Below are 17,078 nucleotides of genomic sequence, written 5' to 3'. Positions count from 1 at the left end.
GAACCACGGCGCCGGGGAAGGCAGGGACCTTATTGCTGCTTGGCAAGCTCCTCGTCACGCAGCACGCGGCGCAGGATCTTGCCCACATTGGTCTTGGGTAGTTCGTCGCGGAATTCTACCAGCTTCGGCACCTTATAGGCAGTCAGATGTGTGCGACAGTGAGCGATCATCTCGTCTTCGCTCAGGCTCTGCTCCTTGCGCACCACGAAGATCTTCACCACCTCGCCGGACACCTTGTGCGGCATGCCCACGGCCGCCACTTCCAGCACCTTGGGATGCATGGCCACCACGTCTTCGATCTCGTTGGGATAGACGTTGAAACCGGAGACCAGGATCATGTCTTTCTTGCGATCGACGATCTTGAAGAAGCCCTGCTCGTCACAGGTGGCGATGTCGCCGGTGCAGAGCCAACCATCCTGGATCACCTCGGCAGTCGCCTCGGGGCGCTGCCAGTAGCCGGTCATCACCTGCGGGCCGCGCACCTGCATCTCGCCCGGCTTGCCGAGCTCGGTCACCACCTGACCCTCGTCATCGACAAGGCGGATCTCGGTGGAGCAGACCGGCAGACCGATGGAGCCGTTGTAGGTGATCAGATCGTAGGGGCAGACGCTCACCAGGGGGGCGCACTCGGTCAGGCCATAGCCCTCGAGCAGGGGCACACCCGTCGTCTGCTGCCACTTCTCGGCCACAGCGCGCTGTACTGCCATGCCGCCACCTATGGTGAGCTTGAGGCGCTCGAAGCTCATCGAGGAAAAATCAGGGTTGTTCACCAGGGCGTTGAACAGGGTGTTAACCCCTGTGATACAGGTGAAGGGGTACTTCCTGATCTCCTTGATAAACCCAGGAATATCGCGCGGGTTGCTGATGAGCAGGTTGTTACCGCCGAGGCGCATGAACAGCAGGCAGTTCACGGTCAGGGCAAACACGTGGTAGAGCGGCAGCGCGGTGACCACGAACTCCTTGCCCGCTTGCAGGCGCGGCCCGTAGACACCCAGGCACTGCTCGACGTTGGCGATCATGTTGCGATGGGTCAGCATGGCCCCCTTGGAGAGGCCCGTGGTGCCGCCTGTGTACTGCAAGAAGGCGATATCCGAATTCTTGATCTCGGGTTTGACGTACTGCAGGAAACGTCCCTTGGCGAGGGCATGGCGCATGGTGCTGGCCCCCGGCAGATTGTATTTGGGCACCAGTTTCTTGACGTACTTGACCACGAAGTTGACCAGGGTTCCCTTGGCCAGCCCCAGGTTGTCGCCCATGCGGGTCAGGATGACGTGCTTGACCGGGGTGTCGTAGACCACCTTCTCCAGGGTGTGAGCGAAGTTGGAGACGATGACGATCGCCTTGGCACCCGAATCCTTGAGCTGGTGCTCCAGCTCGCGCGGGGTATAGAGCGGGTTGACGTTCACCACCGTCATGCCGGCGCGCAGGATGCCGAATACGGCGATGGGGTACTGCAGCAGGTTGGGCATCATGACCGCAACCCGATCGCCTCGCTCCAGCTTGAGCTCGCCTTGCAGGTAGGCAGCAAAGGCGCGGGACTGCTCCTCGAGGCGGCGATAGGTGATGGTCTGCCCCATGTTGACGAAGGCGGGCAGGTCGGCAAACTTGCTCACCGACTCTTCGAACATCTCCACCAGAGAGCCGTATTTATCCGGATCGATCTCGGCCGGAACCCCTTCTGGGTAACGCTTGAGCCAGACCTTCTCCACGTGATTCTCCTGCATATAAAGCACCTGTGCGCTCACCCTGTTTCCTCCATCCCTGGATCATTCAATCGGCTGTTTTGAGCTAGAGCTCTAAGGTAGTCACATGGTGACACAAGGAACATTGAATTAACAGCGATTTAACAGAGTGAGACTGGATTGAATTGAACGAATAGTGACGTAGGGCGTGGATTCTACCGGATAAGGCAGAATTTTTCGATACAAGTGGCGGTAAATGCAGGATCTTCCATATGGAAGTGATGCCCCCCGTCGACCTGACCCGATTCCAGGTGCCCGATGACCTCTCGTCGCTCGGCCAGCTGACGGCTCAGCTCGGGGTAGCCGCGGGTTCCTTGTAGCAGCAGCACGGGCGCCGTAATAGCCCCGAGCAGCGCCCTCGCCTGCCCCTCGCTCATCCGCAGCGGCGTGCGCTCACGCAAGGCGGGATCGCTGCGCCAATGCCAGCGCCCCTCCCGCTCGTCCAAGGCGCGAGCCACGATGAGACGGGCCGTCTGTGGCGACAGATCGCCGACCTGACAACGGGCCTCAACCGCCTGCTCCAGCGTGACAAAACCTGGGTGCTGACGCCGGGCGGTGCGAGTGCGGCTCTCCAGCACCCGGCGGATCTGCCCCGGCACCTCACGGTCGGGCTGCGTCAGGGGACCAAGCCCCTCGAGCAGGATGAGGTGAGAGACCTGTTCGGGAAAGACCCCGGCATAGGCCGAGGCGATCAGTGCCCCGAGGGAGTGGCCGAGCAGGATGAAGCGATCCCAACCCGCCGCCCGGATGATGCGATGGAGATCGTCCAGCCAGTCGACGAAGACATAAGGGGTCGACTTATGGTCCGAATGGCCGTGGCCGGGCAGGTCGATAGCGACCAGATTGAATCGGTCGAGATGAGCGGCCAGGGGCTGGAAGCTCTCGCTGTTATCGAGCCAGCCATGGAGGGCGAGGATCAGGGGAGCCTCGGGCTCCCCCCAGCGTTGAAAGGCGACCCGCCGCCCGTCATCGAGCCGGATCTCACCGGCTTCAGCGCGGCAGGCCATAGAAGGAGCGCCGCGGCCAGAAGGGATCGTAGAAGGGGTCGTCAAAGAAGGGATCGGCGTAACGCACCTCGACCTCTTTGACCGGTGGCCAAAGCTTGCTCTTGTCCACCTCAAGCACGGCAAAACGGTAGGGATGCTCCCCTATCTTGCCCTCGACCGGCGCCGCCACCTTACCGAGCACGCTCAGGGAGCGCCCCTTGGCATAGAGGGTGGGATCCACAAAGCCCGGCATGATGGCGAGAAAGCGTCCCGCACTCTGCTCGGTCTGCTGCGGCACCCCGTTGGATTTGAGCGGCAGCTCCACCACTTCGACCACGCTGCGGCTCGGCTCGTTGCGCACCTCGGCGATGACCCCGCTCCAGCGCGCCATGGCGCCGGGCTGCTCCAGCGCCGGCTTGAACGGCACCAGCGCCGACTCGGGCTCGTAGGCGAGCTCGCGCGGCACTGTGCCGCAGGCCGAAAGGAGCAGCGTCGCCGCCCCCAGCAGCAAGGTAGTCAGCCGTGAGTGCTTCGATGAACCCGCCATACTCAACCCTCCAAGGAGAGGGGTCTCCTCTCCGATTATTCCCGACCCGGCAGTTTCTTCCAGGTCACTTTGTCCCGCAAGTATACGGGGGTCGCGGCCTCAACCGCTACCGCCTCACCGGCCAGCCAGGCGGCGCGGGCGAGCGGCAGCATGTCCTCGGCCATCGGCAGCGCAGGCACACTGGCCGGCACCTGCTCGGTGGCCAACTGCAGCACATCACCGTAGGTGGCAAAGCCGGTACCTATGGTGTGCCAACGGCCCGCCAGGGTCGGCTCGGCGGCCAGCACCTGAGGATCAATAACACACTCTTCCTGAACCGGAGCCATCAAGCCCTCACGGATCTCAAAGCGGCCGAAGTAGACCTCGTTCATGCGCGCATCGATGGCGGCGAGCACCTGACGCGCACCGTCGCGGCGCCAGGCGCCTTGAGCCATGGCTGCCAGGGTGGAGACACCGATGAGGGGTTTCTCGGCGCCGAGCGCCAGCCCCTGCGCCACGCCGATGCCGATGCGCACGCCGGTGAAAGAGCCGGGGCCGCGGCCAAAGGCGATGGCGTCGAGATCCGCCAGCGTGATACCCGCCTCGTCGAGCAGGGACTGCACCATGGGCAGGATCTTGCGGGTGTGGTCGCGGGGCGCCTCTTCATAACGGGCAAACACCTGCTCGCCCATCAGCAGGGCGGCGGAGCAGGCTTCGGTGGCAGTATCGACGGCCAGGATCTTCAACACGCTATTTCCTTACACATTGCTTGGCGAAGGCGCAGTGCCCTCGCGGAAAAACTCGCCCAGCCGCTCCAACTCCCGGGTGCGGGGAATGGCCGGCAGGCTCTTGATAAAGGTGGCGCCATAGGCGCGGTTGACCATGCGGGGGTCGCAGATGACCAGCACCCCATGATCGCCCCGATCGCGGATAAGGCGACCCACCCCCTGCTTGAGGGCAATCACCGCCTTGGGCAGCTGCACATCGAAGAAGGGATCGCCGCCGCGCAGACGACAATCCTCGATACGCGCCTTGAGCAGGGGATCGTCGGGGGAGGCGAAGGGCAACTTGTCGATGATAACACACGAGAGGGCCGCCCCCCGCACGTCGATCCCCTCCCAGAAGCTGGCGGTGGCGACCAGTACGGCGCGACCGTTCTCGACGAAGCGCTTGAGCAGCTGCGACTTGTTCTCCTCCCCCTGCATCAGCACGGTGCGGCCAATTTCGCGGCGCAGCACCTCAGTGACCTGGCGCATCGCCTGGTGGCTGGTGCAGAGGAAGAAACAGCCGCCCGGGGTACGGTTGATAAGCGGAATCATGGTGCTGGCGAGCCGCTCACCGCGCCCGAAGGCGTTTGGCTCGGGCAAGAAACGCGGCACGCACAGGCGCGCCTGCTCGGCGTAATCGAACGGGCTGTCCAGGGTCAGCTCGGCGCTGCCGCCGAGCCCCATCTCGCCGGCGAAGTGGGCAAAGTGGCCATCCACCGTCAGGGTGGCCGAGGTGAAGACCCAGCTCACCTCGGGGCGCTGCACCTCGGCATTGAAGCGCTCGGCCACCGAGAGGGGGGTCAGATTCAATGAGAAGTGCAGTCGGGTGCACTCGTACCAGTAGGAGCAGCCGGTTTCCCCGAACGAGAGCACCTCGCTCAGGCGGCTTTTCACCTCGCTCACCCGCTCGAAACACTGATCGAGCCGCTCGCCACGCCCGAGCGCTATCTTGAGCACGTCGTAACAGAGCGAGAGGGCATCGGTGAGGCGCGCCAGCGCCTGGCCCCAGTGGCTGCTTTTCATCATGTCGCGGGTGTTGCCGCGTCCGCTCTCCATGCCAAAGGCCAGGCGCAGATCCTGGCTGGCGATCTGCAGCCTGTCCGCCCCCTTGCCAAGCTGGTTCATGTCCTGCGCCTCGCTGCGATAGGCCAGCTGGATGTCCTGGGCAAGGTCTTGCAGGGTACGACTCGAGAGCGACTTGCCAAAATAGTTGGTGGCAATCTCGGGCAGCTGGTGCGCCTCATCGAACACATACACCTGGGCTTCGGGCACCAACTCGCCAAATCCCGTGTCTTTCACCGCCAGATCGGCGAAGAAGAGGTGATGGTTGATCACCACCACCTGAGCCTCCATGGCGCGGCGACGGGCGATCACCAGATGGCAATCCTCGTAGTAGGGGCAGTCGCGCCCGAGGCAGTTGTCGTTGGTACTGGTGATATGGGGCAGGATCTCGGCGTTCTCTTGCAGACCCGGGATATCCCCCACGTCCCCCGTGCTGGTGGTACCAGACCAGGACTTGACCTTGACCAGATCGGCCAGCACCTCGGCCTTCTGCAGGTGGGACTCGCTCATCAGGTTGTTGAGGCGCTCGAGGCACAGATAGTTGCTGCGCCCCTTGAGCAGGGCCACCGGACGGGCGTAGTCGAGCGCGCCTATGATGGTCGGCAAGTCCCGGTGGTAGAGCTGCTCTTGCAGGTTCTTGGAGCCGGTGCTGATCACCACGCGCTTGCCCGAATGAAGGGCCGGCACCAGATAGGCGTAGGTCTTGCCGGTGCCAGTCCCCGCCTCCACTAACAGACGCCCGTGGCTGTCGATGGCGCGCTCCACCGCCTCGGCCATCTCCAACTGGGGGGCGCGAGCGACAAAGCCGTCGATGTGACGGGAGAGGGAGCCATCGGGGGCAAACAGGGTCGAGACAGTGGTCAAGGCAGGCATTCCGGCGAAAAAGCCGAGTATACCAAAAGCGTCGCTCAGACGAAGAGATCGATCTGGTGGGGGGGATCGTCCGGGAAGGATTCCGGCTCCTGATCCTGCACCTCTTCTTGCTTCACAGGCTTACCTGACGAGTGATGCTCATTGCGGCGATCCTTGGGATCGGCCGTGCTCTCGGAGACCCTGGGTTTCTTGCCGATCGCCCTCACTTCGCGGGAGATGGGCTCGCTGCCCGGCGTTGCCGGCGCACGGGGCAGGATGGAGAAGATCAGATCCTGATTGGCCATGGTGCGCTCCCTGTCCGGTAGACGACCGGACTCCCTTAAAGATGGACTGATCACTTATCGGCCGCAAAGCGGCCAGCTTGATAAGCGCGACTATTTTTCAGTCACGGGGTTGCAATTTCTGACCAGACCGGTAAGTTAAAACTCATTCCGTACTGGAAACCTTATTCGTAAAGAGAGATTTACATCATGTTCAACCTGCTGAAGACCCGTCACCATCACCACCACCATCCCGACTAGTCTTTCAGGAGGTTGGCTGCTGGAAGACCGATACCGGTGACTTCCGCAGGCCCTCGATCCCCAGACCCTCGGAAGCACAGCTTCCGAGGGTTTTTTGTTTTTAATACGAAGGAAAATCGAGCAATGGAAACACAACGTCTGCGTATCGCCATGCAAAAGTCCGGTCGCCTGAGTCAGGACTCCCAGGCCCTGCTGAAAAGCTGCGGCCTCAAGATAAACCTTCTGGAGCAGCGTCTCATCGCCCACGTGGAGAACATGCCCATCGACATCCTGCGGGTGCGTGACGATGACATCCCCGGGTTGGTGATGGACGGCGTGGTCGATCTCGGCATCATCGGCGAGAACGTGCTCGAAGAGGAGCAGCTGCGCCGCCGCGCCCTGGGCCAGGCCGCCGACGTCAAGGTGCTCAGACAACTCGATTTCGGTGGCTGCCGCCTGTCGCTCGCCGTGCCGCGCGAGATGGAGTACACAGGTGCCGAGTGTCTGGCCGGCAAGCGTATCGCCACCTCCTACCCCGGGCTGCTCGGTCGCTTCTTCGCCGAGCGCGGCCTCCCCTTCAAGAGCGTGATGCTGGGCGGCTCGGTCGAAGTGGCCCCGCGCGCCGGGCTCGCCGACGCCATCTGCGATCTGGTCTCCACCGGAGCGACCCTGGAGGCCAACGGTCTCAAGGAGGTCGAGGTGATCTACCGCTCCAAGGCTGTGCTGGTGCAGGCCGCCCAGCCCCTTGAGACCGGCAAGCAGCAGCTCATCGACAAGCTGATGCCACGTATCCAGGGCATGCTACAGGCGCGCGAGAGCAAGTACATCATGCTGCACGCCCCCAAGGAGAAGCTCGAGGCCATCACCTCCTTGCTGCCGGGGGCCGAGCGCCCCACCATCATGCAGCTGGCCGGTGACACCAATCAGGTTGCCCTGCATGTCGTCTCGAGCGAGACCCTGTTCTGGGAGACCATGGAGCGTCTCAAGGCCCTGGGTGCCAGCTCCATTCTGGTGCTGCCCATCGAGAAGATGATGGAGTAACGCCATGCAGACCCTGATCTGGAACACCCTGGCCCCGGACCAACAGCGCAGCTTGCTGGCCCGCCCGGCCCTGGCCAACGCCGACACCCTCGAGAGCACGGTGCGCGGCATCATTAGCGAGGTGCAACGCCGCGGTGACGCGGCACTGCGCGAGCTCTCCGCCCGCTTCGAGCGCGCCCCGCGCGAGACCCTGCGCGTCAGCCGAGCCGAGTTCGACGCCGCCGAGGCGCGCCTGGGGGAGGAGATTAAAGCCGCCATCCGCCAGGCCATCGGCAACATCCGCACCTTCCACGCCGCCCAGGCCCAGCCGGTGCTGCGCATCGAGACCCAACCCGGCGTGGTGTGTGAGCTGCGCACCCAGCCCATCGGACGGGTCGGCCTCTACGTACCGGGGGGCAGCGCCCCGCTCCCCTCTACCGTCATGATGCTGGCCGTGCCGGCGGCCCTCGCCGGCTGCCGTGAGGTGGTGCTCTGCACCCCCTCGCCGGCCAGCGACGAGATCCTGTTTGCCGCCCGCGCCTGCGGGGTCGAGAAGGTGTTCGCCATCGGCGGCGCCCAGGCCATCGCCGCCATGGCCTACGGCACCGAGAGCATCCCCAAGGTCGACAAGATCTTCGGCCCCGGCAACAGCTACGTGACTGAGGCCAAGCGCCAGGTAAGCCAGGACGTGCGTGGCGCCGCCATCGACATGCCGGCCGGTCCCTCCGAGGTGCTGGTGATCGCCGATGAATCGGCCAACCCCGAGTTCGTGGCCGCCGATCTGCTCTCCCAGGCCGAGCACGGTCCGGACAGTCAGGTGGTGCTGGTGACCGATGCCCCGGCCTTGGCCGACCAGGTGCAGGCGGCGCTCTCCCGCCAGCTCGCCGGGCTGACACGCCGCGACATCGCCGCCGAGGCCCTTCGCAGCAGCCTGATCCTGCTGTGCCACGATCTTGACGAGGCGTGCGCCATCTCCAACGCCTACGCCCCCGAGCATCTCATCGTGCAGACCCGGGCGCCGCGCGATTTGCTCGACAGGCTCGAGAATGCCGGCTCCATCTTCCTCGGCCCCTGGACCCCGGAATCGGTGGGTGACTACGCCAGCGGCACCAACCACACCCTGCCCACCTACGGCTACGCGCGCACCTGCTCGAGCCTGGGGCTCGCCGACTACCAGCGCCGCTACACGGTGCAGGAGCTGAGCGCCGAGGGACTCAAGAGGCTCGGCCTCGTGGTCGAGTGCATCGCCCGCGCCGAGGGGCTGGGCGCCCACGAGAATGCCGTGACCCTGCGTCTGGCCGCGCTGAAATAACAAGGAACAGAGCATGAGTATCAAGGACCTGGCACGGCGCGCGGTGCGCGCACTCACCCCCTACCAATCGGCCCGTCGCATCGGCGGCCAGGGCAACGTCTGGCTCAACGCCAACGAGGCCCCCCTGGCCTACCCCTTCATCATCGACCCGGCGCGACTCAACCGCTACCCCGAGTGCCAACCCCCCGCGGTGATCGCCGCCTATGCCGCCTACGCCGGAGTAGCGGACGAGCAGGTGCTGGTCAGTCGCGGCGCCGACGAGGCGATCGAGCTGCTCATCCGCACCTTCTGCGAGGCGGGGCAGGATCAGATCCTCATCTGTCCCCCCACCTACGGCATGTACGCCATCAGCGCCGAGACCTGCGGCGTCGGCATTGTCGAGGTACCCCTCACCGCCGCCCGCCAGCCTGACTGGCCCGAGATCAAGAGCCGCCTGTCGGACGTGAAGCTGGTGTTTCTCTGCTCCCCCAACAACCCGACCGGGGATCTGGTGGGGCGCGAGGGACTCAATGAGCTGCTCGAGGCCGCCAGCGATCGCGCCCTCATCGTCGTGGACGAGGCCTACATCGAGTTCTGCCCCGAGGCAAGCGTGGTCGACCTGCTGGCGCGCTTCCCCAACCTGGTGGTGACCCGGACCCTCTCCAAGGCGTTTGCCCTGGCCGGGATCCGCTGCGGTTTCACCCTGGCCGCCGGCGAGGTGATCGCCCTGCTCTCCAAGGTGATCGCCCCCTACCCCATCCCGGATCCGGTGGCCCAGATTGCGGCCGAGGCCCTCTCGGCCAAGGGGCTGACCCTGATGCAGGAGCGAGTGCGTGAACTCAACGCCCAGAAGGCGCGGCTCAAGGCCGAGCTCGCGGCACTGCCCTGCGTCACCGAGATCTTCGAGGACAAGGGCAACTTCGTGCTGGTGCGCTTTGACGATGGTGCCCGGGTGTTCGCCGCCATGAAGGAGGCCGGCATCATACTGCGCGACTTCTCGAGCAAGCCCGGTTTAAACGATTCGGTGCGCATTACGGTGGGTTATCGCGGCGAGATGGACGCCGTGGTCAACGTGCTGCGCGACATACGATAAGGAGATCCCATGACTGCCCCAATCCTCTTCATCGACCGCGACGGCACCCTCATCGAGGAGCCGGTCAGCGACAAGCAGGTGGACCGCCTCGACAAGCTGCGCTTCGAGCCCATGGTGATCCCGGTGCTGCGCGAGCTGCAGGCCGCCGGCTACACCCTGGTGATGGTCACCAACCAGGATGGCCTCGGCACCGCCAGCCTGCCCCTGGAGCACTTCCAGCCACCCCACGACCTGATGATGCACCTCTTCGAATCCCAGGGGGTGCACTGGGAGCAGGTGCTCATCTGCCCCCACTTCCCGGGTGACGGCTGCGCCTGCCGCAAACCCAACCTGGGTCTGGTCAGGGAGTACCTGGCCGCGGGCCGCATCGACCGTGGCAACTCGTTTGTCATCGGCGATCGCCAGACCGATCTGCAACTCGCCGAGAACATGGGGATCGCCGGCATTCGCTACCACCCGACTGAGAACGGCTGGCTCGCCATTCGCGACCAGTTGCTCGGGCGCGGCCGCAAGGCCGAGGTGGAGCGCAACACCCGAGAGACCCGGATCCGCATCGCGGTGGATCTCGACCAGGCCGGCGGCAACCGCATCAGCACGGGGCTGGGTTTCTTCGATCACATGCTCGATCAGATTGCCACCCACGCCGGGATCCACATGGAAGTCGAGGTGAGCGGCGATCTGCATATCGACGATCACCACACGGTGGAAGACACCGGCATCGCCCTGGGTCAGGCCCTCAAGGCGGCGCTCGGCACCAAGCGCGGCATCGGGCGCTTTGGCTTCGTGCTCGCCATGGACGAGGTGCAGGCGGTCATCGACGCCCGCCCCTTGACCGAGCAGGAGGTGGCCACGGCCATGGACTTGAGCGGCCGCCCCTACTTCGTCTTCGACTGCCCGGCCGGCTTTGGCCGCGACCGGGTGGGGGATCTGGCCACCGAGATGGTGCCCCATTTCTTTCGCTCCCTCTCCGACGCCATGGCCATCACCTTGCAGATGAAGGTGGGCAGCGGCAACACCCACCACCAGGTGGAGGCCCTGTTCAAGGGCTTCGGCCGCGCCCTGCGCCAGGCGGTGCGGGTCGAGGGCAGCGATCTCCCCTCCAGCAAGGGGGTGCTCTGAATGAAGCTGGTAATCATCGACACGGGCTGTGCGAATCTCGCCTCGGTGCGCATGGCCTTCGAGCGGCTCGGGGTCAACCCGGTGGTGAGCCGCGAGGCAAACATCATCGCCGCCGCCGACAAGTTGATCCTGCCCGGGGTAGGCACGGCGGTGGCGGCCATGCAGAACTTAAGCGATCGCGCACTAGTGCCGCTCATTCGCGCCGCCACCCAACCCCTGCTCGGCTTTTGCCTCGGCATGCAGATGCTGGCCGCCTCTTCCGAAGAGCGCATGGGGGGCGAGACCGACATCGAGTGCCTGGGCATCATTCCGGGCAAGATCCGCCTGATGCAGGTCGGCGATCTGCGTCTGCCACATATGGGCTGGAACCAGGTGTGGCACGACGAGACCCACCCCCTGCTCAAGGGGATCCCGAGCGGCAGCCACTTCTACTTCGTCCACTCCTACGCGCTGGAGGTGACCGAGGCGACCCTGGCCACCTGCGACTACGGCCAGCCGTTCACCGCCATCGCCGGGCGTGACAACTTCTTCGGCGCGCAGTTTCACCCGGAGCGCTCCGGCGCCGTGGGGGCCCGCCTTTTGCAAAACTTTCTGGAGCTGTGACCGGCATGATCATTCCCGCCATTGACTTGATAAACGGCCAGGTGGTGCGCCTCTACCAGGGGGACTACGGCCAGAAGACCGAATACTCGAGCGATCCCCAGGGGCGCTTCGACGACTACGTGGGCCAGGGGGCGCAGCAGCTTCACCTGGTCGATCTCGACGGCGCCAAGAACGCCGCCGCCCGCCAGCTTCCCCTGCTGCGCGAGCTGCTGGCCAGCACTGCCGCCCCGGTGCAGGTCGGCGGTGGCGTGCGCGCCGAGCAGGATGTGGCCGATCTGCTCGCCGCCGGCGCCAACCGGGTGGTGGTGGGCTCCACCGCCGTCAAGAGCCAGGCACTGGTGATGGGCTGGATGGCGCAATACGGCCCCGAGCGCATCGTGTTGGCGCTGGATGTGAACATAGGGAGCGATGGGGTGCGCCGCATCGCCGTGGCCGGCTGGCAGGAGCAGAGCGACACCACCATAGAGTCGCTCATCGAGGCCTTCCTGCCCGCCGGGCTTAAACATGTGCTGTGCACCGACATCAGCCGCGACGGCACCCTGGCCGGCACCAACGTCGATCTCTACCGGGATCTCTGCGCCCGCTTCCCGCAAGTTGCCTTTCAGGCCTCCGGCGGCATCGGCACCCTCGCCGACATCGAGGCGCTCAAGGGATCGGGGGTCGCCGGCATCATCCTCGGGCGTGCCCTGCTCGAGGGCAAATTCACCGTGGCCGAGGCGATCGCCTGCTGGGCCAACCAGGAGGTGCGCTGATGTTGGCACGTCGCATCATCCCCTGCCTCGACGTCAAAGATGGCGTGGTGGTCAAAGGGGTGCAGTTTCGTAATCACGAGGTAATGGGCGATATCGTCGCCCTGGCCCGCCGCTATGCGGCCGAGGGGGCGGACGAGCTGGTCTTTTACGACATCACCGCCTCGAGCGACGCCCGAGTGGTCGACAAGAGCTGGGTGAGCCGGGTGGCGGAGGTGATCGACATCCCCTTCTGCGTCGCCGGCGGCATCCGATGCGTGGAGGATGCCCGCCAGGTGCTCGAGTTTGGCGCCGACAAGATCTCCATCAACTCACCGGCCCTGGCCGATCCCACCCTCATCACCCGGCTGGCCGAGCGCTTCGGGGTGCAGTGCGTGGTGGTGGGCATCGACTCCTACTTCGACGCCCAGAGCGGCCAATATCAGGTCAAGCAGTTCACCGGCGACGAGAGCCGCACCCGCACCACGGCCTGGACCACTCAGGAGTGGGTGCAGGAGGTGCAACGGCGGGGGGCCGGCGAGATCGTCCTCAACGTGATGAACCAGGATGGCATGCGCCAGGGCTACGACATCGAGCAGCTCAAGGCGGTGCGTGCCCTGTGCAAGGTGCCACTGATCGCCTCGGGCGGCGCCGGCGCCATGGAGCACTTTCGCGACGCCTTCACCCTGGCCGACGTGGACGGGGCGCTGGCCGCCTCCGTCTTTCACAAGGGGATCATCCCCATTCCCGAACTCAAGTCCTGGCTCAAGGGCCAGGGTATCGCCATTCGCAGTTAAGGAGGGCGTGCAATGACCATCTCTTTCGATAGCCAGAGCCTGGACTGGGCCAAGTGTGACAACCTGATCCCCGCCATCGTGCAGCACGCCCACAGCGGCCAGGTGCTGATGCAGGGCTTCATGAACCAGGAAGCCCTGGAAAAAACCCTGGCCAGCGGCCAGGTCACCTTCTTTAGCCGCAGCAAGCAGCGCCTGTGGACCAAGGGGGAGAGCTCGGGCAACGTGCTCACCCTCAAGGCCATCACCACCGACTGCGATCGCGACAGCCTGCTGATCGCCGCCGAGCCGGTCGGCCCCACCTGCCATCTGGGCAACGTCTCCTGCTTCGATGGCCACCCGCTGCCGCCGCTGGGCTTTCTCGCCGAGCTCGAGCAGCTGCTGGCCGCACGCAAGGGGGTCGATCCCGAGAGCAGCTACACCGCCCGCCTCTACGGCAAGGGCACCAAGCGCATCGCCCAGAAGGTGGGGGAAGAGGGGGTCGAGGTGGCCCTGGCGGCCATGGCCAAGGACAGAGAAGAGCTCATCAACGAGTCGGCGGATCTGCTCTACCACCTGACGGTGCTGTTGCAAAACGAGGGGCTGGCCTTGCAAGACGTGGTGCAGCGCCTCTTCGAACGACATCAACAATAAAAAAGGGAGGCATCATGCCTCCCTTAACGATTTACAACACAGCGCTGAGCGTTACTGCCAGCTGGAGCTCACCAATGTGGCCAACTCCCCCTGATCGCCAGGCTGACCCGAGGTCGCACCAGAAGCAGGCGGGTTAAACGCCGCCATGGCATCGACCAGCGCCTGCACCTGGGACGAGAGCAGGCGCTTGCCATCGCCCGCCACCAGGGTCTCAATCTGGTTAGCCGCGCCGGCAAACCAGTTGCTCACCGTGATGGAATCGGCACCGCCCTGCACAGAGATCCGGAGATCCTTGTCACTGCGCTGGAACCAGAGCTTGTCGGAAGCAATACCAGCACCAAAGCGCAGCTCGTCGTTGTAATCATCACCCGAGCCCTTCGACTCGTCGATGATCACGTCGGCACCATCACCCAGATTGAACAAGTAGGTATCTCGTACATAACTTCCCATCAGCGTGTCATTACCCGTGCCACCCTCGTAAGTGCGGCCAGAGCTCCACTGGTTGCCTGCTTGCAACAAATCATTGCCCGCTCCACCACGCAAAGTATCCCCCTCCACGCCACGGAAGTTGACAGCGGTCGGTTCTCCACCGATCAGGACATCATCCCCCTCCCCACCTTCCAGCAGGTCGACCTCGTGTCCCCCGGTGAGAGTGTCGTTGCCTTCACCTCCGCGCAGAGTGTCGTTGCCTGAGTAACCATAAAGTGCGTCGAATCCCTGACCCCCTTCTAGCAGGTCGTTGCCGTTGCCACCGCCTAAAGAATCGTTGCCAGCGCCACCAAACAGGCTGTCGTCGCCATCCCAACCACTGAGCAGGTCGTTGCCCTCATCCCCATCCAGTTGGTCATTGCCGTTACCGCCATGGAGCTGGTCGTTACCCGCCCCACCCAGTAGGTGGTCACGGCCATTCCCACCATACAAAGTGTCGTTACCGTCACTGCCCGAGAGCGTCATCACCATTTGCTCCAGGTCGGCCTGGCTCCACGATGCACCGCTGCTGGTAAAGGTCACCTTCTCCAGCTGGTTGGCTTTATCGAACTTGTCATTAAACCAACCCTGCACCGTGACACTGTCCGAGCCATTGATGTGGCGGAACACCAGGTCGTTGCCCACGCGCACCACCTCGATATCGCTCTGCGCGATATCTGCACCAAAGCGCAGCTCGTCGTTGTAGTCGTTGCCCGTAGCATTCGCCTTGTCGATGATAAGGTCGGCACCATCGCCCAGATTGAACAGATAGGTATCCCGTGCATGGCTGCCGGTCATAGTGTCATTACCGGTACCACCCTCGAAGATATTGCCCCAACGGGTGTAACTCGCTTCAAGCCAGTCATTACCCGCCCCCCCTCGCAGGGTGTCGTTCTCGGCCACAACGACTGTCGCACCGGCGTTAGTTCCCCTAATAAAGTCGTCACCATCCCCACCGTCCAGCAGGTCGGCACCATCGCCACCGTTAAGGGTGTCGTTGCCTTCCCCACCGCGCAGAGTGTCGTTGCCGGCATCGCCGTTGAGCAGGTCAAAGCCATGGCCCCCCTCCAGCAGGTCGTTGCCGTTGCCGCCGCCCAGGGTGTCGTTGTCGGCACCACCGAGCAGGGTGTCGTTACCGTCACCGCCGCTGAGCGAATCGGTACCGGCTTCACCTTCCAGCAGGTCGTTACCGTTACCACCATTGAGGCTGTCGTTGCCGGCGCCACCAAGCAGGGTGTCGTTGCCATCGCCCCCGTTCAACTGGTCGTCACCTTCACCGCCCAGCAGATGGTCACTACCACTCCAGCCGTACAGAGTGTCATTCCCGGCACTCCCCGAGAGCGTCATCACCATTTGCTCCAGGTCGGCCTGGCTCCACGATGCACCGCTGCTGGTAAAGGTCACCTTCTCCAGCTGGTTGGCTTTATCGAACTTGTCATTAAACCAACCCTGCACCGTGACACTATCCGTGCCGTTGATATGGCGGAACACCAGGTCATTGCCCACGTGCACCACCTCGATATCGCTCTGCGCGATATCCGCACCGAAGCGCAGCTCATCGTTGTAGTCGTTGCCCGTAGCATTCGCCTTGTCGATGATAAGGTCGGCACCGTCGCCCAGATTGAACAGATAGGTATCCCGTGCATGGCTGCCGGTCATAGTGTCATTACCGGTACCACCCTCGAAGATATTGCCCCAACGGGTGTAACTCGCTTCAAGCCAGTCATTACCCGCCCCCCCTCGCAGGGTGTCGTTCTCGGCCACAACGACTGTCGCACCGGCGTTAGTTCCCCTAATAAAGTCGTCACCATCCCCACCTTCCAGCAGGTCGGCACCATCGCCACCGTTAAGGGTGTCGTTGCCTTCCCCACCGCGCAGAGTGTCGTTGCCGGCTTCACCGTTGAGCAGGTCAAAGCCATGACCCCCTTCCAGCAGGTCGTTGCCGTTGCCGCCGCCCAGGGTGTCGTTGTCGGCACCACCGAGCAGGGTGTCGTTACCGTCACCGCCGCTGAGCGAATCGGTACCGGCTTCACCTTCCAGCAGGTCGTTACCGTTACCACCATTGAGGCTGTCGTTGCCGGCGCCACCAAGCAGGGTGTCGTTGCCATCACCCCCGTTCAGCTGGTCGTCACCCTCCCCGCCAAGCAACTGGTCCTGACCGCTCCAGCCATACAGCGTATCGTTCTCTGCGCTACCCGAGCGCGTCAGCACCATCTGCTCCAGGTCGGCCTGGCTCCACGATGCACCACTGCTGGTAAAGGTCACCTTCTCCAACTGATAGGTCTTGCTGAAGTCTGCGGTAAACCAGTTCTGCACCGTCACGCTGTCCGTGCCGTTGATATGACGGAACACCAGGTCATTGCCCACGTGCACCACCTCGATATCGCTCTGCGCGATATCCGCACCGAAGCGCAGCTCATCGTCGGACGTGGCACCTGAGCCATTCGAGGTATCGCTAATCACATCAGCGCCATCACCCAGTCCAAACAGGTAGGTATCACGCGCATGGCTGCCGGTCAGGGTGTCGTTGCCAGTACCGCCCTCGAACGTATTGTCCCAACTGAGGTAACCTGCCTCGAGTTGGTCATTACCCGCTCCCCCTCGCAGCGTGTCGCACTCCTGGGTAGAGCTGGCAACCTTGATATTTCCCTTAATGACGTCGTCACCATCCCCACCTTCCAGCAGGTCTGTACCGTTGCCGCCGTTAAGGGTGTCGTTGCCTTCCCCACCGCGCAGAGTGTCGTTACCGGCTTCACCGTTGAGCACATCAAAGCCATGACCCCCTTCCAGCAGGTCGTTGCCGTTGCCGCCGCTGAGCACATCGTTGTCGGCACCACCGAGCAGGCTGTCGTCACCGTCACCGCCGCTGAGCG

General features: G+C 63.8%; 15 protein-coding genes and 1 other annotated feature. Of the genes, 8 read left to right on the top strand and 7 right to left on the bottom strand.

Annotated features, from left to right (window positions below; all coding sequences use genetic code 11):
- Nucleotides 1-29: 29 nt before the first annotated feature.
- The 6 genes from fadD to BN1121_RS03485 all read right to left on the bottom strand — a co-directional run bounded on the left by fadD (nt 30) and on the right by BN1121_RS03485 (nt 6,240).
- Nucleotides 30-1,709, bottom strand: a complete 1,680-nt coding sequence (gene fadD, locus BN1121_RS03510) for a long-chain-fatty-acid--CoA ligase FadD (RefSeq protein ID WP_005354618.1) — start codon at nt 1,707-1,709, stop codon at nt 30-32.
- 188 nt (nt 1,710-1,897) lie between these two features.
- Complete coding sequence (locus BN1121_RS03505) at nt 1,898-2,749, bottom strand: alpha/beta fold hydrolase (protein WP_005354619.1); 852 nt, start codon at nt 2,747-2,749, stop codon at nt 1,898-1,900.
- Nucleotides 2,733-3,275: a Slp family lipoprotein gene (locus BN1121_RS03500; protein WP_005354621.1), complete on the bottom strand. Its 543-nt coding sequence runs from the start codon at nt 3,273-3,275 to the stop codon at nt 2,733-2,735. Before BN1121_RS03500 ends, BN1121_RS03505 begins: the two co-directional genes overlap by 17 nt.
- Before the next feature lie 35 nt (nt 3,276-3,310).
- Nucleotides 3,311-4,000 carry a tRNA (adenosine(37)-N6)-threonylcarbamoyltransferase complex dimerization subunit type 1 TsaB gene (tsaB, locus tag BN1121_RS03495; protein WP_005354623.1) on the bottom strand — a complete coding sequence of 230 codons (690 nt, stop codon included), beginning with the start codon at nt 3,998-4,000 and terminating at the stop codon, nt 3,311-3,313.
- 12 nt (nt 4,001-4,012) lie between these two features.
- Nucleotides 4,013-5,947, bottom strand: a complete 1,935-nt coding sequence (gene yoaA, locus BN1121_RS03490) for a DNA repair helicase YoaA (protein ID WP_496196450.1) — start codon at nt 5,945-5,947, stop codon at nt 4,013-4,015.
- A gap of 44 nt (nt 5,948-5,991) precedes the next feature.
- Nucleotides 5,992-6,240, bottom strand: coding sequence for a hypothetical protein (locus BN1121_RS03485; protein ID WP_043597254.1), 249 nt, complete (start codon nt 6,238-6,240; stop codon nt 5,992-5,994).
- A gap of 212 nt (nt 6,241-6,452) precedes the next feature.
- Nucleotides 6,453-6,573 (top strand) — a sequence feature (His leader region).
- Between the two features lie 27 nt (nt 6,574-6,600).
- On the opposite strand from BN1121_RS03485, the gene hisG reads away from it, so the two are divergent.
- From hisG to hisIE, 8 genes are read left to right on the top strand one after another with little or no spacing between them, the layout of a single operon-like run.
- On the top strand, nt 6,601-7,497 hold the full coding sequence (hisG, locus tag BN1121_RS03480; RefSeq protein ID WP_005354631.1) for an ATP phosphoribosyltransferase: 897 nt from the start codon (nt 6,601-6,603) through the stop codon (nt 7,495-7,497).
- Between the two features lie 4 nt (nt 7,498-7,501).
- Entirely contained in the window at nt 7,502-8,788 is a 1,287-nt protein-coding gene (gene hisD / locus BN1121_RS03475; RefSeq protein WP_005354635.1) for a histidinol dehydrogenase, read from the top strand.
- Nucleotides 8,789-8,801: 13 nt separating this feature from the next.
- Nucleotides 8,802-9,860 carry a histidinol-phosphate transaminase gene (gene hisC / locus BN1121_RS03470; protein ID WP_005354637.1) on the top strand — a complete coding sequence of 353 codons (1,059 nt, stop codon included), beginning with the start codon at nt 8,802-8,804 and terminating at the stop codon, nt 9,858-9,860.
- Between the two features lie 9 nt (nt 9,861-9,869).
- Entirely contained in the window at nt 9,870-10,979 is a 1,110-nt protein-coding gene (gene hisB / locus BN1121_RS03465) for a bifunctional histidinol-phosphatase/imidazoleglycerol-phosphate dehydratase HisB (RefSeq protein ID WP_005354640.1), read from the top strand.
- Nucleotides 10,980-11,582, top strand: a complete 603-nt coding sequence (gene hisH / locus BN1121_RS03460; protein WP_005354642.1) for an imidazole glycerol phosphate synthase subunit HisH — start codon at nt 10,980-10,982, stop codon at nt 11,580-11,582. It abuts the gene before it with no gap.
- Nucleotides 11,583-11,587: 5 nt separating this feature from the next.
- Nucleotides 11,588-12,334 carry a 1-(5-phosphoribosyl)-5-[(5-phosphoribosylamino)methylideneamino]imidazole-4-carboxamide isomerase gene (hisA, locus tag BN1121_RS03455; RefSeq protein WP_005354645.1) on the top strand — a complete coding sequence of 249 codons (747 nt, stop codon included), beginning with the start codon at nt 11,588-11,590 and terminating at the stop codon, nt 12,332-12,334.
- Entirely contained in the window at nt 12,310-13,107 is a 798-nt protein-coding gene (hisF, locus tag BN1121_RS03450) for an imidazole glycerol phosphate synthase subunit HisF (RefSeq protein WP_231552998.1), read from the top strand. The genes hisA and hisF overlap by 25 nt, the downstream gene beginning before the upstream one ends.
- A 12-nt stretch (nt 13,108-13,119) precedes the next feature.
- A complete protein-coding gene (gene hisIE / locus BN1121_RS03445; protein ID WP_005354653.1) occupies nt 13,120-13,737 on the top strand; it encodes a bifunctional phosphoribosyl-AMP cyclohydrolase/phosphoribosyl-ATP diphosphatase HisIE in 618 nt (205 codons plus the stop codon).
- Nucleotides 13,738-13,788: 51 nt separating this feature from the next.
- Here hisIE and BN1121_RS20135 read toward each other — a convergent pair.
- On the bottom strand, nt 13,789-17,078 hold a 3,290-nt coding region (locus BN1121_RS20135; protein ID WP_043597249.1), incomplete at its 5' end, for a calcium-binding protein.

The organism is Aeromonas diversa CDC 2478-85, assembly GCF_000819805.1.
GTDB classification, from domain to species: domain Bacteria; phylum Pseudomonadota; class Gammaproteobacteria; order Enterobacterales; family Aeromonadaceae; genus Aeromonas; species Aeromonas diversa.
The sequence above is the reverse complement of the archived record's forward strand: the minus strand, read 5'-3'. Positions and strand labels throughout refer to the sequence as shown.